This window comes from Caballeronia sp. dw_276, assembly GCF_018449635.1.
Taxonomy (GTDB): domain Bacteria; phylum Pseudomonadota; class Gammaproteobacteria; order Burkholderiales; family Burkholderiaceae; genus Caballeronia.
Window position 1 is genome coordinate 358,078 of record NZ_JAAVUV010000002.1, and the last position, 23,724, is coordinate 381,801.

At 59.4% G+C, this 23,724-nt stretch carries 21 protein-coding genes and 2 pseudogenes; 13 read left to right on the forward strand and 10 right to left on the reverse strand.

Going from position 1 to position 23,724, the window contains the following annotated elements:
* Window positions 1-1,368 carry a tetratricopeptide repeat protein gene (locus HB633_RS04590; protein WP_213776877.1) on the forward strand — a complete coding sequence of 456 codons (1,368 nt, stop codon included), beginning with the start codon at window positions 1-3 and terminating at the stop codon, window positions 1,366-1,368.
* A 102-nt stretch (window positions 1,369-1,470) separates the two neighbouring features.
* Here the strand turns inward: HB633_RS04590 and HB633_RS04595 are convergent, their stop codons facing one another.
* The 5 genes from HB633_RS04595 to HB633_RS04615 all read right to left on the reverse strand — a co-directional run bounded on the left by HB633_RS04595 (window position 1,471) and on the right by HB633_RS04615 (window position 6,114).
* On the reverse strand, window positions 1,471-3,441 hold the full coding sequence (locus tag HB633_RS04595) for a family 2A encapsulin nanocompartment cargo protein cysteine desulfurase (RefSeq protein ID WP_213776878.1): 1,971 nt from the start codon (window positions 3,439-3,441) through the stop codon (window positions 1,471-1,473).
* The gene (locus tag HB633_RS04600; RefSeq protein ID WP_213776879.1) at window positions 3,416-4,348 is read right to left on the reverse strand and encodes a family 2A encapsulin nanocompartment shell protein; all 933 of its coding nucleotides are present in this window, start codon (window positions 4,346-4,348) and stop codon (window positions 3,416-3,418) included. Before HB633_RS04600 ends, HB633_RS04595 begins: the two co-directional genes overlap by 26 nt.
* Window positions 4,349-4,454: 106 nt before the next feature.
* Entirely contained in the window at window positions 4,455-4,682 is a 228-nt protein-coding gene (locus tag HB633_RS04605; protein ID WP_213776880.1) for a helix-turn-helix transcriptional regulator, read from the reverse strand.
* Window positions 4,679-5,605: a serine O-acetyltransferase EpsC gene (gene epsC / locus HB633_RS04610; protein ID WP_213776881.1), complete on the reverse strand. Its 927-nt coding sequence runs from the start codon at window positions 5,603-5,605 to the stop codon at window positions 4,679-4,681. The genes HB633_RS04605 and epsC overlap by 4 nt, the downstream gene beginning before the upstream one ends.
* Window positions 5,606-5,646: 41 nt before the next feature.
* Window positions 5,647-6,114 carry a rhodanese-like domain-containing protein gene (locus HB633_RS04615; protein WP_213776882.1) on the reverse strand — a complete coding sequence of 156 codons (468 nt, stop codon included), beginning with the start codon at window positions 6,112-6,114 and terminating at the stop codon, window positions 5,647-5,649.
* 329 nt (window positions 6,115-6,443) lie between these two features.
* Between HB633_RS04615 and HB633_RS04620 the strand changes: the two genes are divergently transcribed.
* The 7 genes from HB633_RS04620 (at window position 6,444) to HB633_RS04650 (ending at window position 13,635) form a co-directional block, all read left to right on the forward strand.
* On the forward strand, window positions 6,444-7,859 hold the full coding sequence (locus tag HB633_RS04620; RefSeq protein ID WP_213776883.1) for a putative sulfate exporter family transporter: 1,416 nt from the start codon (window positions 6,444-6,446) through the stop codon (window positions 7,857-7,859).
* Between the two features lie 391 nt (window positions 7,860-8,250).
* A complete protein-coding gene (locus HB633_RS04625; protein ID WP_213776884.1) occupies window positions 8,251-9,273 on the forward strand; it encodes an aliphatic sulfonate ABC transporter substrate-binding protein in 1,023 nt (340 codons plus the stop codon).
* A gap of 19 nt (window positions 9,274-9,292) precedes the next feature.
* The gene (locus HB633_RS04630) at window positions 9,293-10,120 is read left to right on the forward strand and encodes an ABC transporter permease (protein ID WP_213776885.1); all 828 of its coding nucleotides are present in this window, start codon (window positions 9,293-9,295) and stop codon (window positions 10,118-10,120) included.
* A complete protein-coding gene (locus HB633_RS04635) occupies window positions 10,120-10,884 on the forward strand; it encodes an ABC transporter ATP-binding protein (RefSeq protein ID WP_213776886.1) in 765 nt (254 codons plus the stop codon). The genes HB633_RS04630 and HB633_RS04635 overlap by 1 nt, the downstream gene beginning before the upstream one ends.
* Before the next feature lie 376 nt (window positions 10,885-11,260).
* Window positions 11,261-12,232 (forward strand): ATP-grasp fold amidoligase family protein, encoded by a 972-nt coding sequence (locus tag HB633_RS04640; protein WP_213776887.1) that lies wholly within the window; start codon window positions 11,261-11,263, stop codon window positions 12,230-12,232.
* A gap of 75 nt (window positions 12,233-12,307) precedes the next feature.
* Window positions 12,308-12,913: a DUF6875 domain-containing protein gene (locus HB633_RS04645; protein ID WP_213776888.1), complete on the forward strand. Its 606-nt coding sequence runs from the start codon at window positions 12,308-12,310 to the stop codon at window positions 12,911-12,913.
* Window positions 12,910-13,635 carry an MBL fold metallo-hydrolase gene (locus HB633_RS04650; RefSeq protein ID WP_213776889.1) on the forward strand — a complete coding sequence of 242 codons (726 nt, stop codon included), beginning with the start codon at window positions 12,910-12,912 and terminating at the stop codon, window positions 13,633-13,635. Before HB633_RS04645 ends, HB633_RS04650 begins: the two co-directional genes overlap by 4 nt.
* A 22-nt stretch (window positions 13,636-13,657) precedes the next feature.
* On the opposite strand, the pseudogene HB633_RS04655 reads toward HB633_RS04650, so the two are convergent.
* Window positions 13,658-13,978: pseudogene (locus HB633_RS04655) on the reverse strand (LysR substrate-binding domain-containing protein); the annotation flags it as partial.
* Between HB633_RS04655 and HB633_RS30770 the strand changes: the two are divergent.
* Window positions 13,977-14,105, forward strand: a pseudogene (locus tag HB633_RS30770) (flavodoxin family protein); the annotation flags it as partial. The pseudogenes HB633_RS04655 and HB633_RS30770 sit on opposite strands and share 2 nt — an antisense overlap.
* On the opposite strand, the gene HB633_RS04660 reads toward HB633_RS30770, so the two are convergent.
* Window positions 14,106-15,011 carry a DUF72 domain-containing protein gene (locus HB633_RS04660; RefSeq protein ID WP_213776890.1) on the reverse strand — a complete coding sequence of 302 codons (906 nt, stop codon included), beginning with the start codon at window positions 15,009-15,011 and terminating at the stop codon, window positions 14,106-14,108.
* Window positions 15,012-15,126: 115 nt separating this feature from the next.
* On the opposite strand from HB633_RS04660, the gene imuA reads away from it, so the two are divergent.
* The 3 genes from imuA to HB633_RS04675 are packed head-to-tail and all read left to right on the forward strand — an operon-like array spanning window position 15,127 to window position 20,410.
* Entirely contained in the window at window positions 15,127-15,834 is a 708-nt protein-coding gene (gene imuA, locus HB633_RS04665) for a translesion DNA synthesis-associated protein ImuA (protein ID WP_213776891.1), read from the forward strand.
* Entirely contained in the window at window positions 15,764-17,254 is a 1,491-nt protein-coding gene (locus tag HB633_RS04670; RefSeq protein WP_213776892.1) for a DNA polymerase Y family protein, read from the forward strand. The genes imuA and HB633_RS04670 overlap by 71 nt, the downstream gene beginning before the upstream one ends.
* 6 nt (window positions 17,255-17,260) lie before the next feature.
* Window positions 17,261-20,410 carry an error-prone DNA polymerase gene (locus tag HB633_RS04675; protein ID WP_213776893.1) on the forward strand — a complete coding sequence of 1,050 codons (3,150 nt, stop codon included), beginning with the start codon at window positions 17,261-17,263 and terminating at the stop codon, window positions 20,408-20,410.
* Here HB633_RS04675 and HB633_RS04680 read toward each other — a convergent pair.
* Window positions 20,391-20,573, reverse strand: coding sequence for a hypothetical protein (locus HB633_RS04680; protein ID WP_213776894.1), 183 nt, complete (start codon window positions 20,571-20,573; stop codon window positions 20,391-20,393). The two genes, HB633_RS04675 and HB633_RS04680, sit on opposite strands and share 20 nt — an antisense overlap.
* Before the next feature lie 33 nt (window positions 20,574-20,606).
* Here HB633_RS04680 and HB633_RS04685 point away from each other — a divergent pair, with 33 nt between their 5' ends.
* Entirely contained in the window at window positions 20,607-21,410 is an 804-nt protein-coding gene (locus HB633_RS04685) for a hypothetical protein (protein ID WP_213776895.1), read from the forward strand.
* A 58-nt stretch (window positions 21,411-21,468) separates the two neighbouring features.
* On the opposite strand, the gene HB633_RS04690 is transcribed toward HB633_RS04685, so the two are convergent.
* Window positions 21,469-22,893 carry an amidohydrolase family protein gene (locus HB633_RS04690; protein WP_213776896.1) on the reverse strand — a complete coding sequence of 475 codons (1,425 nt, stop codon included), beginning with the start codon at window positions 22,891-22,893 and terminating at the stop codon, window positions 21,469-21,471.
* A gap of 10 nt (window positions 22,894-22,903) precedes the next feature.
* Complete coding sequence (locus HB633_RS04695; protein WP_255580768.1) at window positions 22,904-23,716, reverse strand: ABC transporter permease; 813 nt, start codon at window positions 23,714-23,716, stop codon at window positions 22,904-22,906.
* Window positions 23,717-23,724 lie beyond the last annotated feature (8 nt).

Here is a 23,724-nt window from a genome sequence, read left to right on the forward strand (position 1 = left end):
ATGTCGTACGACGCACAAGGGCTGTTGATCTCGACCAGTACCGGTGACCGAGCGAGCGATGCGTACCGCTTCGTCATCGATGGCTACACCCACTACAAAGCCGACCTCGGTGCGCGTCTTGCAACGCTCCTCGCGGACGACCCCGGGTTCGCGATGGCGCATGTCCTGACCGGCTACTTCGCGATGATGCCGCTCAACGCCTCGCAGCTCGGCACCGCCCGGCAGGCGCTTGCACAAGCACAACGGTTCGCCGTTCACGCAACGCATCGCGAGCGTTCGCATGTTGCGGCGCTCGCGTACTGGATCGAAGGCGACCTCGACCGCGCCCTTTCGGTATGGGAGGAAATTCTTGCGGTCCATCCGCGCGATCTGCTTGCCTTGCGCGTTCACCACAACACAGCGTTCTGGTACGGGCTTCCGCAGCGCATGCTTCATCAAGTCACGAACGTCATGCCGCATTGGAGCGATCAGCTTCCCGGCAACTCAACGGTGCTGGCCTGCAGCGCATTTGCAAACGAGGAATGCGGTCAATACGATGCCGCCGAAAAAGCCGGGTGGGCGGCAATCGAGAGCGAGCCGGGCAACCTGTGGGCGACGCATGCGCTGACCCACGTGATGGAAATGCAGGGGCGGCGCGACGAGGGTATCGATTTTCTCAACGGGCTCGAGCCGCATTGGGACGCTGCGAACAATTTCAAGCATCACCTCTGGTGGCATCGTGCGATGTTTCATCTCGAACGGCGCGAATTCGATCAGGTCTTGGATCTCTACGATCAGCGTTTTCGCAACCTCGCTTCGCCGTTACTGCAAGCAGTTCCTGACTTGTATAACGATGTGCTGAACGCCACCTCCATGCTGTCACGGCTCCAGCTTCATGGCGTAGCTGCGGGGGACCGGTGGGAAGAGCTTGCGGATCTGGGCGAGGCGCGCATAGGCGACACGCTCGCGACCCTGACGCTCCCGCACTGGATGATGGCGCTCGCCGGTGCAGAACGTTGGCAAGCAGCGGAGCGATTGCTTAAGGAGATCACGGATGCCGTACCGATGCAGCGCGGCGAGCGGCAATCGATCCTGCAAGAAGCCGCGTTGCCGGTAAGCCGGGCCGTGCTGTTTCACGCGCGGCGGGACTACGCGGCAAGTGTCGATGCAATGCTTCCGGCGCTGCCCAAAATGCAGCGGCTCGGCGGCAGTCATGCCCAGCGCGATGTCTTCGAGCAGGTGTTTATCGACGCCGCCATGAAGTCAGATCAGGACGATCTTCTTCGGCATCATCTGGACCGAGCGCTCGCCACGCATCCTGTAGCGCCGGTGCATCGCATTGGTTACACCGCGGCGGCACGGCGCGTTGGCGGTTCGTACATCCAGTGATCGTGGTTTATGGCCGCTCGCCGGACGTACAAATTACGCAAAAAAGAGCTTCGTACCCGCAGATACGAAGCTCTTTCTGATGCCACTTACGTCCCGAGCTACCTACCGGCGTGACGACAGGCGTCGCACAACCGAAACCATCCGGTCGACTTCTTCCCGCGTGTTGTAGAACGCAAGCGAAGGACGCACGGTTGTCTCGACACCAAAACGCCGAAGTATCGGTTGCGCGCAGTGGTGACCCGAACGCACGGCGATCCCCTCCTCGTTCAGCGCCCGACCGACCTCTTCCGTTTCATAGCCCTTCAGTACGAACGACAACACACTCGCCTTGTCCTTTGCCGTCCCGATCAACCGGACACCCGGTACTGGCTGCAACACGCTCGTCGCGTATTCAAGCAGTTCGTGTTCATAGCGACCGATATTTTCGATACCCACCCGCGTCACGTAATCGATAGCCGCAGCCAGGCCAACCGCATCGGCTATGTTGCCCGTGCCCGCTTCAAACCGGTTTGGCGGCGGCTGGAATTCAGTGCGATCGAACGTGACATCGGCGATCATGTTGCCGCCGCCTTGCCACGGAGGCATGTCTTCGAGCAACTGACGCTTGCCGTACACAACGCCTATGCCCGTGGGTCCGAACAGTTTATGACCCGAGAACACGAAGAAATCGGCATCGATTTCCTGCACGTTCACGCGCATGTGCGAGACCGATTGCGCGCCGTCGACCAGCGCACAGGCGCCGGCGCGATGCGCCATTGCCACGATCTCGCGCACGGGAACGACCGTGCCAAGCGCATTCGATACTTGCGTCACTGAAACGATCTTCGTGCGGCTATTGAGCAGCTTCTGGTATTCATCGAGACGAACCTGACCGGAGTCATCGACTGGAATCACGCGCAGCTTTGCACCTTTTTGCGCGGCCAGTTGCTGCCACGGCACGATGTTCGCGTGATGCTCCAGATTGGACACGATGATCTCGTCGCCTTCGCCGACGTTCTGCACACCCCAGGTCTTGGCAACCAGGTTGATGCCCTCGGTCGTACCGCGAACGAAGATGATTTCATCCGGTGAACTTGCACCAATGAAGCGCTTCACCGTATCCCTCGCGCCCTCGTACGCATCCGTGGCGCGGCCCGCCAGTTCATGCGCCGCGCGATGGATGTTGGAGTTTTCGTGCGCATAGAAGTACGACAGCCTATCAATCACCGACTGCGGTTTTTGCGTCGTCGCGGCGTTGTCGAACCAGACCAGTTGCCGGCCGTTCACGCGCTCCTGCAGGATCGGAAAGTCACGGCGGATTGCGTTGACATCGAAAGGCGGGTGCGCCGAAGCAGCGTGCAATCCAGGCTCGCGATTTTTTGGCGCACTCGCGTGGTCCAGAAAATAGAACGAATCTGTTTTGCGCGATTCGTTCGATGTCTCGGCAAGACGTCTTTCCGGCGTGCGTAACTGCAGGCTTTCAACGCTTGGCAATCCGAACTGTTCCGCTGTGGTAGCGCCGGACCCTGGCAGCGGAATCTTGTCAGTTCCGTTCAGACGCGCGTCAGAATCCCGAAGGAAATAAAACGGCGACGCCTCGGTACCGGCCCCGAGCGTATGGCTGCCAAATCGCGGCTCCACTGCCGGGGCTGTTGTGACGACCGTATCGGGAAGATTGTTCTGCGCCACGGCATGAGGCGCCAGCGCCGGCACGCGATTTCCCAGCGACAACACATGCGTGGGCGATGACGGCAGCAAGTTGGCGCCGGCTACTTGCCCCTGGGGAACAGAAAGCCCCGGCACGCCAGTGCCCGCGCCCCCCGGACCCGCGAACGGCGAGCCGGGAGGTACGGGATTGGACGCGGAGGCCAGCACGGGAGCGGTGAACGGCAACGTCGCCGATAACGATTCACCTCCGCCGCTTCCAAGACTGGCCGCTGCGGGCGTCGCGCTTCCAGGGACGGCGGAGAAAAACTCCGAGGCCATCCGGGCAAGCGTCGCGACATCCGGCAAACCTGCGGGCGGCAAGCCTTGCGGCACGTCTGGAAGCGCTGCGCGATCCACGGGATTACTTGTAGGTATCTGGATAGTCATGGTACTTCGCGATCTCCACGTCATCCAGAACCGCCAGTGCGTCAGGCGAATGCACCGCGAGCGAGCAGTACAGCGAAATCAGATACGAAGCGATGGCGTGGTTGTTGATACCCATGAAGCGCACCGACAAACCCGGCCCTTGCTCACCGGCTACGCCCGGTTGAAACAGTCCGACCACGCCCTGGCGTTTGTCGCCCACGCGCAGCAAGAGGATCTTGGTCTTGCCGTCCGCAACCGGAACCTTGTCCGACGGAATCAGCGGAATGCCGCGCCACGTAAGAAACTGCGATCCGAACAGGCTGACGGTCGGCGGCGGCACACCGCGCCGCGTGCACTCGCGCCCAAACGCCGCGATGGCAAGCGGATGCGTGAGAAAGAATGCGGGCTCTTTCCAGACGCGTGTCAGCAGTTCGTCAAGGTCATCAGGCGTCGGCGCGCCGGTCAGCGGAAACACGCGCTGTTCTTCGGCTACGTTTGCAAGCAGGCCGTAGTCGGGATTGTTGATTAGCTGACTTTCCTGCAGCTCCTTGATCGTCTCGATCGTCAGGCGCAACTGCTCCTTGATCTGGTCATGCGGGCTGCTGTACAGATCGGACACGCGCGTTTGCACGTCGAGCACGGTGCTGACCGCGTTCAGGAAATACTCGCGCGGGTTTTCTTCGTAGGGCACGAAAGTGCGCGGCAGCATGCTTTCATCTTCGCGCTGCGTGCACGCCGCCTTCACGGCTTCCGGATTCTTGACCTGATTCAAACGGTAGATGCCCGCTTCGACCGGCACCCATTGCAAGAGGTGCGTCAGCCATCGTGGCGTGATGGTCGCAAGTTGCGGAACGGTCTTGGTGGCATTGGCTAGTTGCCGTGCTGCGTTATCGCCGAGCGCCGTCTGGCCGCCCACTGTTGCCGTCATGCGTAGCTCCGAGGTCTATAGAAGAAAAACGGGAATACTTAGAAGAGGAATTCATTATCAAGACCTCCCGGCGCCCGCTCAACATGCTATAGACCACTTTCGGCAATTATCGGTGAGGGAAAACGCGGCCCTCCAGTAAATTCGCCATGGGTATATCGAAAGCGCGGGCCAGCTTGTCGATGGTCACAATCGACGCCGTCACCTTGCCGCGTTCGATCTCACCCACATACGAACGGTTGAGTCCCGCCTGCTCGGCCAGTTGTTCCTGCGACCAGGCCTTCGCCTCGCGCAACTGCCTGACGGTCAAACCAAAGACATGGACGACGGTCGTCATGCCGGAACCTGCGTGAGTCGAGCCTGGCCCTCGCTGCGCGTGACGGCCTGCGTCACGTTCGCGCCCGGCGGAACATCGTGCGTGAGCCAGACGTTCCCGCCAATCACGGCGCCACGTCCCAGCGTCACGCGGCCAAGGATGGTCGCCCCGGCATAGATCACAACCTCGTCTTCCACGATCGGGTGCCTGGCAAGCCCTTTCTCCAGATGTCCTGCGGCATCGCGCGGAAAACGCTTGGCGCCAAGCGTCACCGCCTGATAGACACGCACGCGGTCGCCAATGACCGCAGTCTCGCCGATCACCACACCCGTCCCGTGATCGATGAAAAAGCCCGAGCCGATCTGCGCGCCCGGATGTATATCGATGCCCGTTTCCGAATGCGCCAGTTCAGCGACGATGCGCGCGAGCAGATGCAGGTCGAGCTTGTAGAGCTCGTGCGCAAGCCGATGATGGATCATTGCGAGGATGCCGGGATAGCACAGCAACACCTCATCCACGCTGCCCGCCGCGGGATCGCCGTGGTACGCCGCGAGCACGTCGCTGTCGAGCAGCGAGCGAATCTGCGGAAGCTTCGCCGCGAAGGCGCGCACGGCGGCGCTGGCCCGGTCTTGCACGGCGGCATCGTCACGCGCCAGATGGCGGCCGCGATACTGCAGTTCGAGCTGGGCCTGCCCGAAGAGGCCGTGCAAGGCCGAGTCGAGCGCATGGCCTACATAGAAGTTCTCGCTTTCCTGACGCAGGTCGGGCGGCCCGAGCCGCATGGGAAACAGCACGCCCTTGAGCGTCTCGACAATGCCGGCGAGCGCTTCGCGCGCCGGCAATTCGCGCCCGCCTGGTTCAAGCGAGCGCTTCTGGACTTCGCGCCATTGCTGGCGGACCGTCTGAAGCGACTGGACGATGTCGTCGATGTCAAATGCAGCCACAGTTGAATCCCTATCGGCGTTTTGCCGTGATGAACGACGACTTAATCCTGCACCCACGGAAGGCCGAGAAAACGCCAGCCGTCTTGTGTGCCGCGCCTTTGTTGTGCATCGAGTTGGCCTTCGAAACCTTCCAGAACATTGAACGCGTTCGAGAAGCCCGCTTTGGTGGCGGCCTCGGCTGCAAGCGCCGAACGGTTGCCGCTGCGGCAGAGCAACAGCACCACTGCGTCCTTGCCCGTCTTCGCCTCGAGTTCGCGCACAAAACGCGGATTGCGCGTGAGACTCGTCCCCGTCGCCCAGGGCACATGCACGCTGCCGGACACATAACCTACGAATTTGCGTTCCTCCGCCGTGCGAACATCGACCAGCACCGCATGGCCCGATTCCACCAGGGCCAGCGCATCGCGCGGCGCAATTCCGCCGGCGAAGGGCAGACCCGCGGCGGAAGCGGCGGCGCGCGCTGCATCGAGTACCGGGCTGTTGACGCGTTCTATGAGTTCCACTGTCATGCAAGCTCCTTGTTTTCCAGTCTTAAGCACTTGATGCCCTGGCAATCTGCAGGAGATTGCAACCGTCTATAGCCATCAGTTGCCACTATGCGAGAACCCCGTGGAAAGCCGAACCAATAAAAACTCATTTCTAAAGAAGGGTTGGCGAACGCCCGGAGCGCGGCACCTGAACACGTAATCCCGGTTCACTGAAATCTTTCTAATGAGATTTCGCGATATACGAATAGCGAATCGATATTGGCGCCCGCCGTTTCGATCCGCCAATAATGGTTTTCAGTAATCCATACATTGGCGAAATACAGCTTTTCTTTCCTCTTCTCAGAACTGCAATGAGCGATACACAAACAACAAACGCCCCTTACAAAGCTGAAGGCCGTTCTCAAGACTCCGCGAGCGGACCGTTCCGGACCGAAGACTGGTGGGCAGTCTGGATCGGCCTGGGAATCATCGTCGTCGCCTATCTGTTGTTCGCTTCGGGAACGAGCATCAAGTGGCTGGCCGTGGCTCCGGCCAAATGGGCGCATCTGGGACAAGCCTCCTCCGACCTCGGCCAGCATCTGCCGAACTACATCGCACTGTTCGTTCTGTTCGCCATCTTGTTCAGCGTCGCGGCCGCGGCGCTCGGGCAACGCGTCACGCAGTTCCTGCCGGGCTTTCTCGTCGTCTTCGTGGTTTCAACTCTGATCTTTGTCGCTGGGGCGTGGGTGAACTCATCGACCTATAACCTTGAACCGCCGCTAATCGCGCTGGCGTTGGGGCTGGTCGTATCGAACGTGGTGAAACTCCCTGCGTGGCTCGTACCGGCGTTGCGGGTCGAGTTCTATATCAAGGTGGGTATCGTGCTACTGGGCGCGACGCTGCCTTTCACCTTGCTCGTATGGGCGGGGCCGGTTGCGATCGGACAGGCGACCGTGGTCTCGCTCGTCACGTTTTTCGTGATCTTCCTGGTTGGCCGCGCCATCGGACTGGACAAGCGATTTGCTGCCGTGCTCGGCGTTGGCGGCGCCGTTTGCGGCGTGTCCGCGGCCATTGCCATTGCGGGCGCTGTCAGGGCGAAACGCGAACAGGCGTCGGTGGCGATCACCCTCGTTGTGGTCTGGGCGATTGTCATGGTGTTTGCATTGCCGTTCGCCTCGCGCGCGCTTGGTCTGCCGACGGGCGTGGCCGGCGCGTGGATCGGCACGTCCGAATTCGCCGATGCCGCCGGCATCGCAGCCGCACAAGCGTATGGCGATCTCGCGAAGCACGCCGGAAACGCCATCGCCGGAGCACCCGAAGCGTCGTTGCAAGCCTTCACCCTGATGAAGGTGGTCGGCCGTGATATCTGGATCGGCATCTGGGCCTTTGTGCTCGCCATAGTTGCGACCACGCGCTGGGATCGTGACGAACCCGGCGCCGTAAAAACCGAAACGACAGCAAAGGAGATCTGGACGCGTTTCCCCAAGTTCGTGTTCGGCTTTCTTGTTGCATCGGCGCTCGTCACGTGGATAGGCAGCCACTATTCCCTCGCGCAGTACCGGAGCGTCGTGACGCCCGCCTTCGTTGCGCCGATTACAGCGCTGCGGACCTGGGCGTTCACGTTCTGCTTCCTGAGTATCGGATTGACCACGCGGCTGGGACGTCTGTCGGCTACGGGCGCGAAGCCGTTTCTCGCGTTCACTGCAGGCGTCGTGGTGAATGTGGTGATCGGCTATCTGCTTTCCGTGCACGTGTTTGCAGGCTATTGGAGTTCACTCGGTCAATGAACAGGGCAGCGGTTCAAGCGCCTTCCAGCGACGCCGTCACACAGCTGTGCCGCAACTGCCGGCATTGCGCGCACGACCGCGCCTCGCTCGAATCGCTGATTCCAGGGCTCAGCTCGTTCGGATCCGCGTTCGGCGCCAGTGTCGGCGAGTCACGGCTTTGCCGGCTTCATGATCAATTGGTATCGCCACGAGACTCCTGCGCGCAATTCATCCCGGAATGAATTTGGTTGCGTGCGTGAGTCGCCCGCTAAGCCAGCCGCCACAAAAAGCTCAGATGTATTCCCGGCCATATGTTGCGGGCTGCTTTCGTTGTGAACTTTAATTGGTTCTCGCTGACGCCCACCGCCATTAGATTAATGGGCTACTCAAAAGAAGCGTCAGGGACCAATCCATGAAATTCAGCCGGGGCGCAGTACTGTTCCATTCGCTCAGCCGTTTGACGGCTTTTTGCGCCACATTGCTTGCCGCCGTGGCCGTGTCGTACCCGGCGATCGCGCAAGCTGCCGGGCCCGAGGAGATCAAGCTCGACTATGCCTATTATTCGCCCGAGAGCCTGGTGATCAGACAGCAGGGCTGGCTCGAGCAGGAGTTCGCGCCGGATCACACGAAGATCAAGTGGGTGCTGAGCCTTGGCAGCAATCGGGCGCTGGAATACCTTAACAGCGGCGCAATCGATATCGGCTCGACAGCCGGTCTCGCCGCCGTGCTCGGCCGTGCAAACGGCAATCCCATCCGCGCCGTGTACATCTTCTCGCGTCCTGAATGGACGGCGCTGGTCGTGCGCGAGGATTCGCCGCTCAAATCAGTGGCCGATCTCAAGGGCAAGAAGATCGCGGCAACCAAAGGCACCGATCCGTTTCTCTTTGCATTGCGTGCGCTGCATACCGCCGGCCTGACGCGCGATGACGTGGAGATCGTGAATCTGCAGCACCCCGATGGCCGCACCGCGCTGGCAAGCGGACAAGTCGATGCCTGGGCCGGACTCGATCCTCACATGGCCGCCGCACAGGTCGACGACGGTGCGCGCCTCTTGTACCGGAACGTTGATTTCAATACTTATGGATTCCTGAACGCGCGCGAAGACTTCATCAAGGAACACCCGGATACGCTCGCGCGCGTGTTGAAGGTGTACGAGCATGCACGCGTGTGGATCGGTACTCATCCGGATGAAACGGCGAAGATCATTTCGCAAGAATCAAAGGTGTCGCTGCCGGTTGCGAAACTGCAATTGAGCCGCAACGACTTCAGCCAGCCGCAACCGGGCGAAAAGCAGATCGATGCGCTAAAGGCCGCAGCTCCAATTCTTACCCAGGAGCAACTGGTCAAACCAGGGACGGACCTGAACCAGGTGATCGATGCCCTGATCGATACCAAGGTTGCCCAGCCGGTCATTGCTTCGGCTGGTGGCAAGTAAGCAGGCCGGGACACAGGCGATGGCATCTGATGATTCGTTAGCGCTTCCCCGGCCGCTCGCCAAGCCGGAACGCCGGCCAAGTTCTGCGCTGCAACGCTGGCGGATCGCGGGGCTGTTGCTGCCCATCGTATTCCTCGCGCTGATGGAAGTACTTGTACGTCTTCAAGTCGTTCCCGGACATCTCGTGCCGGCACCGAGCACCATCGCCGAAGCGCTCTGGCAGCTTGGCGGCGAACGGCTTGCGCGGCACATCGGCGCGAGCAGCTTGCGGGTTTTAGCAGGATTCATGATTGGGGCGGCAGCCGCTATTGCGTTCGGTGCGGCAATGGGCTTGAGCCGCCGGCTCGACGCGTTGTTCGACCCGAGCTTCCAGGCGCTGCGCTCCATTCCTTCTCTCGCGTGGGTGCCCGTCCTGCTTCTATGGATGGGTATCGACGAAGCGCCAAAGATTACGCTTATCGCCATTGGCGCGTTCTTTCCCGTTCACCTCGCAGTGGTCGCGGGTATTCGCGATGTCGACCGCAAGCTTGTCGAACTTGGCGAAGTGAACCGTCTGAGCCACGCGGAATTGTTCGTGCGCATCTTGCTGCCCGCGTCATTGCCGCAAATCTTTACGGGCTTGAGAACCGGCTTGAGCCTTGCATGGATGTTCATGGTGGCCGCCGAGCTGATCGCGGCGACACGCGGCCTAGGATATTTGCTGAGCGACGGCCGTGAAACGGGCCGTCCCGACCTTGTGTTCGGCGCGATCCTGCTGCTGGCTTTGCTGGGGAAACTCAGCGACACCGTGCTCAAGTTCGCCGAGAACCGTGTGCTTTCCTGGCGCGACACCAGCCTCTCCAACTGATGCTGACCCTACCCCGCACAGCCGACGCCTTGCTCGACGTCCGCGTTTCCGGCAAGCGCTACGACACGCGTGTTGTGCTGGACAGTATTTCGCTGACGATCAAGGCGGGCGAGATCGTCAGTCTCGTGGGTCCGAGCGGCTGCGGGAAAAGTACGCTGCTGCGTATCATCGCCGGGCTTGATCGTAATTACGACGGCGACGTCCTGCTCGACAGCCAGCGTCAGCAAGGACCGTCCAGCCGGGTGGGCGTGGTTTTCCAGGAACCGCGCCTGTTGCCCTGGCTCGATGTCGCCAACAACGTCGCATTTCCGGCGGGACCTCGCCGGGGCAGCGACCCGCGCGTTGGTGAACTGCTTGCGCAGGTTGGCCTCGCAAACGCGCGTTCTTCGCTTCCCAAGCATTTGTCCGGTGGCATGGCGCAACGTGTGGCGATCGCGCGCGGGCTGTTCACGAACCCTGATCTTCTGCTGCTCGACGAACCGTTCAGTGCTGTGGACGCCATTACCCGAATGCGTTTGCAGGACCTGCTGTTATCGCTTGTAAGCGGTGGCAAGACGGCGACGCTGCTTGTCACCCATGATCTCGATGAGGCTCTTTACCTGGCCGATCGCGTGCTGCTGATGACACCGTCGGGACATGGCGGCGCCGGCCGCATTGCCCGCGAGATTGCAATTCCGGATGGACGGCCACGCGATCGCAACGGTCCATGGCTCGCCGCCGCACGAGGCAAATTACTCGAGAGCCTCGGAGTAAGCGGTTCGTGAGGGTTCGTGACTGGCAGCGCCGGTGCTTGCTGAGCGTCCAAACCTGACAAACCATTTCAGTTAGCGAGCACTCGGCAACAGCGAAATCGCCGGTCAAACAGCACCAATATTCTGCAGCGTAACCGATAAGTGCGTCGCAACAAAAATCCGCTTTCGCAATTGCGCCAAGACCTCAAGACTTTCGGACAGGTCAGCTCCGAGGCGCATTTGATCGCCTATGCTTCATTGCAGCATAAAACAGGTTGAGAGAACGAGAGCGAACCATTCCTCGCGGCACTTCGTGCAATCTCCAGAGGAATCCTGCGTGGGGCGTTCTTCCCGCTTGGCCTGAGCGCCAGATTCATTCTCTTGTTTACCCAGGCGATGAGGCATTCCAATGAGCACTCCAAACAATCTGGCGAAGCAAACGCTTTTTCCTGCCAACGCGGTTGAAATTAAAAAGCGCCCTTCGCTCCTCAAGCGTGTGCTTCGGGGCGTGAAGTATTTTCTTCCTGATTACGTGTTCCTGCTCCTGTCGCATCGTAAAAGAGTTGGACGGTTTCCCAACCTGAGAAACGCCACGACATTCAATGAAATCATCCTCGATCGTTGCCTTCATCCTGATCCGCTGTGGACCACGTTGACCGACAAGCTCGCCGTTCGCGACTACGTGAAAAGCAAGGTCGGAGAGAAGTATCTGATCCCTCTGCTTGCAGCGCCCGATGTGTTCACGCAAGAAGTGTTCGATTCGCTTCCGGCTGCATTCGTCATGAAAGCAAACCATGGATGCGGGTTCGTCAAGGTGGTCCGGGACAAGTCTACTGTGTCGTTCGAACAACTCAGCCAGCTCGCGGATGAATGGCTGTCGACCAACTTCTACGACGCCTCACGTGAACGGCATTATCGGCCGATAAAACCGCGCATCTACTTCGAGAAGTTGCTGCTCGACAGCAGCGGCGCAGTGCCGGCTGACTTCAAGATGAATATCTTCGGGCGCAAAGATGGCGACCCTATCATCTATACGGGCGTGGTGTCCGACCGGTTCGGCAGCCCAAGACATGATTTCTACGACGCCCAGTGGAACCGGCTGGATGTCGTGCTGGGCGAATACCCTTGCAGCACGGTCCCTGCCGCGCCGTTGCCCAACTGGGATGAGGTTGTGAGGATCGCCACGTTGCTTGCCGACGGCCTCGGTTATGTTCGCGTGGACCTTTATGCACCGGACAACGAAATATTCTTCGGCGAACTGACGTTCACGCCAGGTGCGGGCGTCTCGCGCTTTTTGCCCGACCGACATGACTATGATTGGGGGCGGCTCATAAAAGAAATGCCCTCATCGACAACACCTGCTGGACGGACGAGCGCCTGACGGCTGCGCCAGATCCTGACAAGGCTTGAATCCCCTTTTTCAGTTATCCGAAATCAGCCATCGATGAGGTTGACCATGGCATCAAGCCTGTCAGATTCAGAACGTCTGTCTCTTGACGAAGCATCAGTCGACGAAGGCTTCTCCAGCGTCATCGAGTGGATCGAACGTTTTCTTTGCGCGCCCAACACCGAACTGGGAAGGCTGGGCGACGTCTGCCCGTTCGCCAAAACAGCGATGCTGAAAAGATCCGTCGAGTTCTACAGGAATCGATCCAAAAGCGTTTCATGTCTATTGGCGGACGTGGAGTTGCACATGGAGGAGTTCTTGCAAAGCGGTGCAAACCAGGACGTGTACCGGTGCAGGATTATTGTGCCGGCTAATTTCGACGATGCCGTAGCCGCAGTAGAATATGTTCAAAAGCAGCTAAAGCCGGCGTTTGTGGAACGACACTTGATGATTGGCCAATTCTTCCAGGATTGCGAGGAACCCGGGCTGTGGAACAAGAATTTTCGTCCGCTGCAAGCACCGGTTCCATTGATTGCCATCCGAAACATGGTGCCAACAGATATTGCGTTTTTGTACGGCGAAGAGAGCTACGTGCGCGCATACCTGGAGAAATTCGGAAGACGCGGAAGTATCGCCCTTCGCCAATTCGAAACTGCAATGGAGACACATAAATGAAGTCGTCGAAAGTTGATATCTTCGCGGACCAGATCTACAGACATAATATTTTTATCGAAAAACTGGATCTTGGCTTCTCGCAGTTTTTTGTCAGAACTCCATCTGGCGAAACTCTTTGTATAGAGACTGGCATGAGGGGCGATTTCCCCTTGCTGAAGTCGAACCTGCTTTCTGCGGGGATAGATGTCGGTTCGGTAAGCAGCGTCGTTGTTCCTCACTTCGAGGCCGATGAAATGGGGGCTCTTCCTGAGTTCATCGCGCACAATAAAAATCTGGTGACGTACGCACACCCCATTTGCGCCCATGCGCTTGCAGACATTTTTTCAGTCAAGACAAAACCGTTGAAGGACGAGGTGCCGATCAACATCAACGGCGAACAGGTTGTTCCGATCTTCGTTAAGCATGTGCATCAGTGGGACGCATTGGTTGTCTATCTTCCTCGCTTCAAGGCGCTTTTTTCATCCGACATTTTCATGCGATATGGACCTGTGGAAGAAAGGTCAGGCAGCCCGGTGCGGGAGATCGTGGCATCGATAGAAAACTCCGGATATCTTCCCTCCCTCGATCATCTGCATGATGCCTTGGTCAAGATCAGGAAATACGATATCGAATGGATATTCCCGATGCACGGACCGGCAATTCATAATGACGCTGCGGCAACAATCGATGGTCTCATCGAGTATTGCCAGAAGGACCGGCACAAGGAAACGGTTGAGGGGTGATAGAGACCGGACATGGGTCCGCTCAAACGCCCTGCGCAATGAACTTCCGCAACCACCTGTGCGCAGGATCCCGATGCGACCGCTCATGCCAGAGCATGGCCAGCTCGTAGCCGGGAACATCCACGGGCGGCTCGACCACGCGTAGCGTGCTCGTGTTGCGAACGAGCCGCGACGGCATCATTGCAACCAGGTCCGTGCTCGCCAGCACCTGCATCATGAAGAGGAAGTGCGGCACCGAAAGCACGACGCGCCGCGTGAGACCCGCCTCGGCAAGCGACTCATCCGTAATGCCGCGAAAGCCGCCGCCATCCGTCGATACGATCACATGTTCAAGGGCGCAAAACTAACTCTGGACCGCCGAGCCAATCGCATTTCGCCGCCAAAATGCCGGCGCGTATGACATCCCGGCACTTACGCTACGTGCCGATATCGCGCCGGACCAAGTCGGCTTTGGCGTGCATACCGAGTAATCACGCCTGATCCAGAAACCCCATCAGTTTCAACGCATTCCTCTGACCCTGGTCTTCGTAGTTGGTGTTGAAGACCACGTGGGTCATATCGACGGCTTTCGAGATTTCGATGATCTGGCTGGCGATGGGATCGAGTTCGTCGTCGTTGTACTCGTAGTTGAATCTCGACGACGACGCCACCGCGCCCTTGATATTCCACGTCTCGTGATTGCGCCCGTGCAGACGGATCAGCGCCAGCCCGGGATGCGTGGTCTCCCAAATGGCCGGAATGCTGTTGCTCGATCCTTGCGGTTCGTCGACCACCACGTTTACCAGCCCGCGCTCGCGTTCCATGGCGAGCGTGGATTCGCGGCGCTTTTCATCGAACCACGTCTGGTTGCGAAATTCGACCGCCATGGTGTAGCCGTCCATGGCGCTCATGACGTCCGCGCAGTGCTCGACATGGCGGATCCCGTGCGGATTGCAGATCACCCACGGCGCAAACTGGAAATGCACCGCACCGAGCTTGCCGGAAACACGCAATGGCTCGATGGCTTCGAAATACCGGCACCACAATTCCCGCTGCAATTCCCCCGATAAATCCTTGTAGTACAGGCTCGTCTTGCCGTTTTGCGGCAAGTGCGGCTGCATGTCCGCCGGAAACATGTCGCGCGCGGTCTGGTGCCCTGTGAACAAGCGGAACGCCTTGATATTGAACACGAATCCAGGCGGCGTTCGCTCCGCCCAGAGCACGGAATTTGCCGCATTCGGCATGGCGTAATAGCTCGAATCCACTTCCACGATAGGAAAAACGGACGCGTAATGCCGCAAGCGCGCCTCCGCGCTGGAGCACCCCGGCGGATAAAAACGCTTGCACTTGATGAGCGTGGGATCTGTCCACGAAGCCGTCCCGACCAGAATGCTCACCGCATCTACTCCCCACGTTTGTTGGCGATGATTTCCTGCCCGCGTTTAAAAAGGGGCAGTTCCCGTTGAATCAAATTCAAGTAAAGTACTGTACATCCATACAGTTAAATTTGCCATGTCAGCCCTGCCCAAAAATGTCGAAGAGATTCACCCCGCCCTGTGGCGCGGGTCGCAGCTCGCACGCTTGCACGGGCAGACGGTCGACACGGGCTATGCCGTGCTCTCCGCCGAGTTGCCGGGCGGCGGCTGGCCAGTGGGAACGCTGATCGAGTTGCTGGTACAGCAACCGGGCGTGGGCGAAGTGCGACTGCTGCGACCGGCGCTCGCCGCCGTGAGCAAACGTCCCATCGCGCTCGTGCAGCCGCCTCATATCCCGAACTCCCTTGCATTCGCCTATCTGGGCGTGCCCCTGGACAAACTGCTGCAGTTGCGCGCGGCAAAAATGGCCGATGCCCTCTGGTCGGCCGAGCAAATTCTCAAGACCGGCAGCTGTGGCGCGCTCGTTTTCTGGCAGCAACATATACGCCCCGAGTCGCTGCGGCGCCTGCATCTGGCCGCGCAATCGTCTGAAACACTGTTCCTGGTGGTGCGCCCGCTCGCCTGCGCACCGGATTCGTCGCCGGCTACGTTGCGGCTGGCGGTGCGTCCGGCGGGCAGCGGCATTGTTGTCGATGTCATCAAGCGCAAAGGCCCGATCCGTGCCGAAAGACTGTCCGTCACCCTGCAACCTTCTCCCATTTTGCTGAGCCCTCATGCCCGTGTACGTCGGCATTCATCTACCGCGGTTGTCGCTGGAAGTGTTCCGTCCACGCTGGTCGCTTAGGCCAGAACACGGCTGCGTCGTCCTCGACCACGACAAGGTCCTGATCGTGGACCCGGGCGCGCGCGAGGCCGGCGTGTGCGTGGGCATGAAGCGCGGCGGCGTGCTGACTTTATCGCCCGACACGCTCATGTTCGAGCGCGACCTGGTCAAGGAACAGGACGTGATGCGCGAGGCCGCTTTTTCGCTGATGAAATTCTCGCCCATGGTCGCGTTGTGCGACGAGGAAACCATCGTTATGGATGTGACGGCGAGCTTGCGGCTGTTTGGCGGTATCGTGAAGTTGTGTCAGCAGATGCGGAATATCGTCGATGCAATCGGCCTCACCGCGCGCGTGAGTACATCGCCTACGGGTCAGGGCGCGTGGCTGCTTGCCAAAGCTGCAGGCCGCGCCCATGTCAGACGGCGCGTGCTGAAAATGGCGTCGCTCGAACGCAAGCTCGGCACGCTGCCGTTTCAATCCGTGCAGGAAGTGCGCGCGTTCGCGGACTGGTTCGCGGGACTCGGCTGCAAGACCTTGAACGATATCCGGCGTCTGCCGCGCGCGGGCCTGAAAAAGCGCTGCGGCGTCGCACTGCTCGATTCATTGGATCGCGCGTACGGCATCGCGCCCGAACTGTACGAATGGCTCGCCGTGCCGCCGGCGTTCAGCGCGCGTATCGAATTGCCGGATCGCATCGAAAATGCGGAAGCCATGCTGTTTTCCGCGCGCCGGCTGATCGTGCAAATGTGCGGCTGGCTGAGCACGCAGCAACTCGCGCTTACCCACGCCACGCTCACGCTGGAGCATGAGCGCGGGCGCAGCGCCATCGACCCGACCGTTATCCAGATCGCGCTCGCCGAACCGACCTGGCACGAACATCATCTCGTGCGCCTTTTCAAGGAGCGGCTCGGGCGCACGGAACTCGTGGCGGCGGTCATCGCCATGCGGCTCGCCGCTGCAAAAATCCAGGCAGCCGAACCGCCAACCGAAACGCTTTTCCCCGAACCCGGCGGCTCGCCCGAAGACCACAACCGGCTGCTGGAATTGCTGGTTGCGCGGCTTGGGCCTGAGAATGTGTTGCGGGCGGCGCCGTCGTCGGATCATCGGCCGGAATGTGCGAACCGCTGGATTTCCGTCACCGATACTTCTCTTCCCGCCAAGCCCGAAGGCATGCCGTCGGATTTGCCGCGTCCCGCATGGCTGCTGGAAAAGCCGCTGCAACTGATGATGAAAAACCATCGGCCGTTTTATGGCTCGCCGCTGAAAACGGTGTCGCCGGCGGAACGCATAGAAGCCGGATGGTTCGATAACAACCTGACCAGCCGCGATTATTTCGTCGCACAGGCGAACGATCAAAGCTGCTACTGGATTTACAGAGAGCGGCCGGGCAGCGCGGAGGCCGACGACCCACGCTGGTTTCTCCACGGCCTCTTTGGATGATGCGCCGTGGATACGACCTTCTCCACGCTGCCCGCGTATGCGGAGCTATTTGCGTTTTCCAATTTCACTTTTCTTCACGGTGCGTCGCGTGGAGAAGAACTGGTCACGCGCGCCAAGCAACTGGGTTATGCCGGGATTGCGATCACCGACGAATGCTCGCTCGCGGGCGTCGTGCGCGCGCATGTGGAGGCGAAGAACCTCGACTTTCCGCTCGTGATCGGCTCGTACTTCAGGCTCGTCAACGCGGACCGGTCGCCGGCGTTCGGAATTATCTTGCTGGCGCAGAACCGCGAGGGTTATGGCAACTTGTCGGAGTTGATCACCATCGCGCGGATGCGTTCGAAGAAAGGCGAATACCTGATCACGCCGAACGATCTCGCGCGCCCCGATAAGGAATTCGCCCATCTGCGCGGCATGCCGGATTGCCTCGCGATCCTCGTGCCCGATTTCCCCGCGAAAGAAGCTGCGCTCGATGCCCAGGTCGAATGGCTCGACGCCACATTCCCGCAGCGTGCGTGGGTCGGTTTGACGCTGCATCAGCGTGCGCTCGACGATATCCATAGAGGCACCGTCGAACACGTTGCATCGCTTTATAAAGTGCCCGTGGTCGCGACCGGCAACGTGGTGATGCATGTGCGCTCGCGCAAGCCTTTGCAGGACACCATGACGGCAATTCGCATCGGCAAGCCTGTGTCCGAATGCGGTTACGATCTCGCGCCGAACGCCGAGCAGCATTTGCGCTCAAGGCTGCGGCTGGCGAATCTTTATCCCGAGCAAACCTTGCGGGAAACGCTCACCGTGCTTTCGCGCTGCACGTTTTCACTCCAGGAACTCAAATATGAATACCCCGATGAACTCGTGCCAAAAGGCTATACATCGGCTTCATATTTAAGGCAGGAAACGTATATTGGCGCGCAACGCCGCTTTCCTTCGGGCGTTCCGCATGAGGTCCAGTCTCAGATAGAACACGAACTCGACCTGATTGTCGAGCTGAAATACGAGCCGTACTTCCTCACCGTCTACGATCTCGTGCGCTTTGCGCGCAGTGAAAACATCCTGTGCCAGGGGCGTGGATCGGCGGCAAATTCTGCGGTCTGTTATTGCCTCGGCGTTACCGAAGTCGATCCGGCTAGCAGCAGCATGCTGTTCGAGCGCTTCATCAGCAAGGAGCGCGGTGAGCCGCCGGATATCGATGTCGATTTCGAGCATCAGCGGCGCGAGGAAGTGATCCAGTATATCTATCGGAAATACGGGCGGGACCGGACGGCGATTGCAGCGGCGGTATCGACCTACCGGCCGCGCGGCGCGTTGCGTGAGACGGGCAAGGCGCTCGGCGTCGATCCGCAGATTGTGGATCGCGTCGCGAAGTCGCATCAGTGGTTCGATAACAGCCAGGACTTGTTGCAGCGCTTCACGGAGTCCGGGCTCGATCCGGAGAATCCGTTGATTCAGTCGTGGGCATCGCTCGCGGCGCAATTACTGAATTTCCCCCGGCATTTATCGCAGCATTCCGGCGGGTTTGTGATCAGCCGGGACAAACTCACGCGGCTCGTTCCTGTGGAAAACGCCGCGATGGTCGATCGCAGCGTCATTCAATGGGACAAGGACGATCTGGAAGCGCTCGGGCTTTTGAAAGTCGATGTACTCGCGCTCGGCATGTTGTCCGCAATCCGGCGCACGCTCGATATCATTTCGGAAAGGCGCGGCGAGCACTTCGAGATGCAGGACATTCCGCGTGAAGATGAAGCGACCTACGACATGATCTCGCGGGCGGACACCGTCGGCGTATTCCAGATCGAATCGCGCGCGCAGATGTCAATGTTGCCTCGACTAAAGCCGAGGCAATTCTATGACCTCGTGATCGAGGTTGCGATCGTGCGTCCGGGTCCGATTCAGGGCGGTGCGGTGCATCCGTATTTACGCCGGCGTCAGGGGTTGGAGCCGGTCAATTATCCCAGCGAAGGTTTGAAAGTCGCGCTCGAAAGAACCCTCGGCGTGCCGATCTTCCAGGAACAGGTCATGCAGATCGCGATGATCGCCGCCGGTTTCACAGCCGGTGAAGCCGATGCATTGCGCCGCGCCATGGCCGCCTGGAAACGCAAAGGCGGTTTGGGGAAATATTACGACCGGATCGTAAACGGCATGACCGAGCGCGGTTATGAAAGGGCCTTTGCAGAAGGCATATTCGAGCAGATCAAGGGCTTCGGTGAGTACGGCTTTCCTGAAAGTCACGCGGCGAGTTTTGCGTTGCTCGTGTATGTCAGCAGTTGGTTGAAGTGTCATGAGCCCGCAGCATTTCTCGCCGCCATGCTCAATTCACAGCCGATGGGTTTCTATTCTCCATCGCAACTCGTGCAGGACGCGCGGCGTCATGGCGTTGCCGTGCTTCCCGTCGATGTAACCGTCAGCGGCTGGGACTCGGTGCTGGAGCGCGATGCTGCTGGTAATAAGACCGCGGTGCGGATGGGTTTATCGCTGCTGCGGGGAATGCGGGACGGTTCGGCCGAACGCATTGAAACGGCGCGGTCGGTGCGTCAGTTCGCAAGCGTCGGCGATCTTGCGCAACGGGCGCAGCTTGATCGGCACGATCTTCAGGTGCTTGCCGCGGCGAATGCGTTGACATCGCTGGCGGGAAACCGGCGGGAAGCGCTTTGGCAATCAGTTGCTGCCGTGCCTGACAAGGACATGCTGAACGACGCACGCGTGGAAGATGCAACGCCCATTCTCGGCGCGCCATCCGAAGCCGACGATATTGTCAGCGACTACAAGACGGTGGGATTATCGCTTGGGCGCCATCCGCTTGAATTGCTGCGGGCGGAATTGCTTATGCATCGATTGATGCCGGCGGCGACGTTGCACAATTATCGCAATGGCAAGCTCGCGCGAGGTTGCGGATTGGTGACCGTGCGGCAGCGGCCGGGGACCGCGAAGGGCGTGATGTTCGTCACGCTTGAGGACGAGACGGGGAATGTGAATGTGATCGTGTGGCCGAGTCTGCTGGAAAGGCAGCGGCGTGAGGCGTTGGGCGCGACGCTGCTTGCGGTGTATGGAACATGGCAGTGTGAGGGCGAGGTGAAACATCTCGTGGCGCAGCGGCTGGTGGATATGTCGCATATGCTCGGCGGATTGACGAGCGTTAGCCGGGATTTTCATTGAGGGTGGATTTCAAAGCAGGTTTTTTCAGTATCGGATTCCTCTTATAGACGGTTAAATTCAACGCCCTATATTCGATGACCAGATCATAAGCAGCATCGATATGCAATAAGACTGCTCCGATCGTTGTCGCTTCGCCCGGATTTCTCGCTCGTGGCGATTTCATCTATAGATCCGTATTCCTGAATAAAACCTGTCAATGAAACTGTTATCCGGTTCAAGATTTAATCTCGGCGCTATCTCGATCACGATGGCGAGTTCAATAATGCTGGCAGCTTGTGGCGGTGGCGGTGGAACAGACACCAGCGCATCAACAACGCCTAAACCCACGCCCGCGCCCACACCCGCCATTTCAGACAACGTCTTTTTCTCGATATCCCCGTCTGCCGGCGTCATCGCGACCATCAACAAAGCGGGTTATTTGCGTTCGTCGGACTCAAGCACCACCGGCCAACCACTAAACCTTGCACTCGGCAACACGCCAATGACAGGCACTGGTGCCTCCTCCACCGGGAACGGCTGGTTGTCAGCTTCCGGGACATTTGTTCAAAGCACGGTTTCCTTGACTTTGAATTCCGATTCAACGACTTATACGCTGAAAGCCCAAAGCTCGAACGGGCAAGTCACGAACTCCAAACTGCAACTTTCTACCTACGTTGTAACACCGACACTTGCCGCGCTCGCTGGCAATTTTGGCGTGAACCCTCAATATCTCGTGACGGTAAATGGCAATACATTCACCGGGCTATATGGTTACGAATGCAGTTGGAGCGGCACTTTGACCCCGAATGGAAAAACAATCGACGTCACCCACGTCACGTTCGAAAATACGCAAAACCCGACCGAACTCGCTTGTGCCCATACTGGAAAAGAGTTTACCGGAACGGCCTTTTTAGAAGGTCCGAGCGCTGCAAATCCAAGAGGCGCACTTGTCATAAATATAGACGATGGTGGCTCTGGTATGCCGATAATGAGCAAGCTCTATTATTTCATCCGGCCGTAATCTCGCGAATAGATGGAGACGTTCGTCCGGGGTGACGTCTCCTACGCTGATTTAAGCGTTACCCCACCTCCGCCAGCATCTCCCTGACAGCGTCCATCGATTCGCGTCTCAACGCCTGCAAATCGACGCCTTCAATGACATCCTCGCTGACGATTTTTTTACCCGCCGAAAACAGCGCCGCCAATGAAGGTCGTCCACCCGATGCAACCGGCCCTATCGCCGGATCGTGCAGGCCGAAGTAGCGTGGATCGTCCAGCCGATACACCGCCACATCCGCCGAAAAACCCACCGCTATCCGTCCCACCTCAGCCAATCCCAAAACGTTCGCGCCACCGGCCGTGCCCCAGTGCACCACTTCATCGACGGTGGCAGCATCAGCGCCGCCTTCAAAACTGCCACCCCGATAAGCCGCCTGCGCCGCCATCCCGCGCCTGGCCCGTTGCGCGAGCCACGCCATGTGCACCTCAGAAATCATGTCTGCCGCTTCATTCGATGCCGCACCGTCCACGCCAATGGACACTGGCACGCCCGCATCCGCCATCTCGCGAATCGGCGCGATGCCGCTGCCCAGGCGTCCGTTCGATTGCGGACAATGCGCGACGCCCGTGCGCGTTTGCGCGAGCATCGCAATTTCGTCGGCATCGAGCTTGACGAGATGCGCGTACCAAACATCGCTGCCAAGCCAGTCGTGCTCGCCGCAAAACGCGACCGGCGAACACGCGTGCATGGAATGCGCGCTATCCTGATACGACACGGTCTCCGACAAATGGCTATGCAAACGCAATCCAAGCCGGCGCGCGACGGCCGCCGTTTGCCGCATCTCGGCCGGTGAGATCGAATACAAAACCGTGGTCGGCGCCATCACCACGCGGCGCATCGCTCGTGGCGATGCATCGTGATAGGTGGCTGCGAGCCGCTCGATATCGGCGACGTAAGAATCGATGGACTCAGGCCGCAATGCGCTCGGCAACTCCGCTTCGAGTTGTCGCGTTTTTGTCGCGCCGCCTCGCAGCAACACGAAGCGCAGACCGAGTTTTTGAGCTTCATCGAAGAGAATGGCCGAGCTGTCGAACGGCATGCCCGGGTAATAAACGTAGTTGTGATCGGCGACAGTAGTACAGCCCGAGCGCATCAACTCGATCATCCCGATACGCGCCGCGAGCCGAAAGCGCTTTTCATCGAACGATGCACGAAAGCGATACGGCGTCGCCGCCAGCCACGGCGTCAGCGACGCGTTGAGCCCGGCTGTATCGCCCTTGAGCAACGACTGAAACAGATGATGATGCGTGTTCACCCACGCCGGGTACACGACGCAATCGGTGGCGTCGACCACGGTCTCGCCGGCATGCGGCGTAAGCGCGCCAATCGCCTGAATGATCTCGCCTTCTGTGCGGATATCGGGACCCGCCACACGCGACGGATCATTGGGACCACCCGCGCCGCCGGTCATGATGGCCGCTGCATTTCGAATCAGAATACTCATGTCATCGCGCTCAAAGTTCGCTTTCGTGCCAGCCGCGCAACCCGACGCGCGACACCCATGCCGTGATGCCGAACAGCACCACGCCAGTTACCGTGATCAGGAACAACGCAGCGAAGAGCCGCGGAATGTTCAACTGAAAACCCGCTTGCAGGATCTGATACGCAAGCCCCGCGCCGCTGCCGCCCGTTCCCGCCACGAACTCGGCCACCACCGCGCCAATCAACGATAACCCGCTCGATATCCGCAAGCCGCCGAAAAAATACGGCAGCGCACTTGGGATGCGCAAGCGTACGAGTGTTTGCCATCGTGTCGCGCGATTGATGCGGAACAGGTTGATCAGACCCGGGTTCACGCTACGCAGTCCCAGCGCCGTGTTCGAGATGATCGGGAACAAGGCCACAAGCGTAGCGCAGATCACGAGCGCAAAGGTCGTGTCCTTCACCCAGATGATGATGAGCGGCGCGATCGCGACAATCGGCGTTACCTGCAAAAGAATTGCATACGGGAAAAAGCTCGCTTCGATCAAAGGGCTTTGCACGAACAGCAATGCAATGGTCACGCCAATGAGCGTGGCAAGCGCGAACGCGAGCAACGTGATCTTGAGCGTGGCAGCAAGCGCCGCGAACAACATGGGACCGTCTTTGAACAACTGGATCGCGATGTCATGCGGCGCGGACACGAGATAAACCGGCACCTTGAACAACGCGCACCAGCCTTCCCAAATCAACAGCATCACAATGCCTACAAGCCAGGGAGCGGCGGCTTTCATTGCTCCTGGGCGCTGCAACAGCGGTCGCCGCGGAGCCTTCACCGGGCTTTCCATGGCGGTAC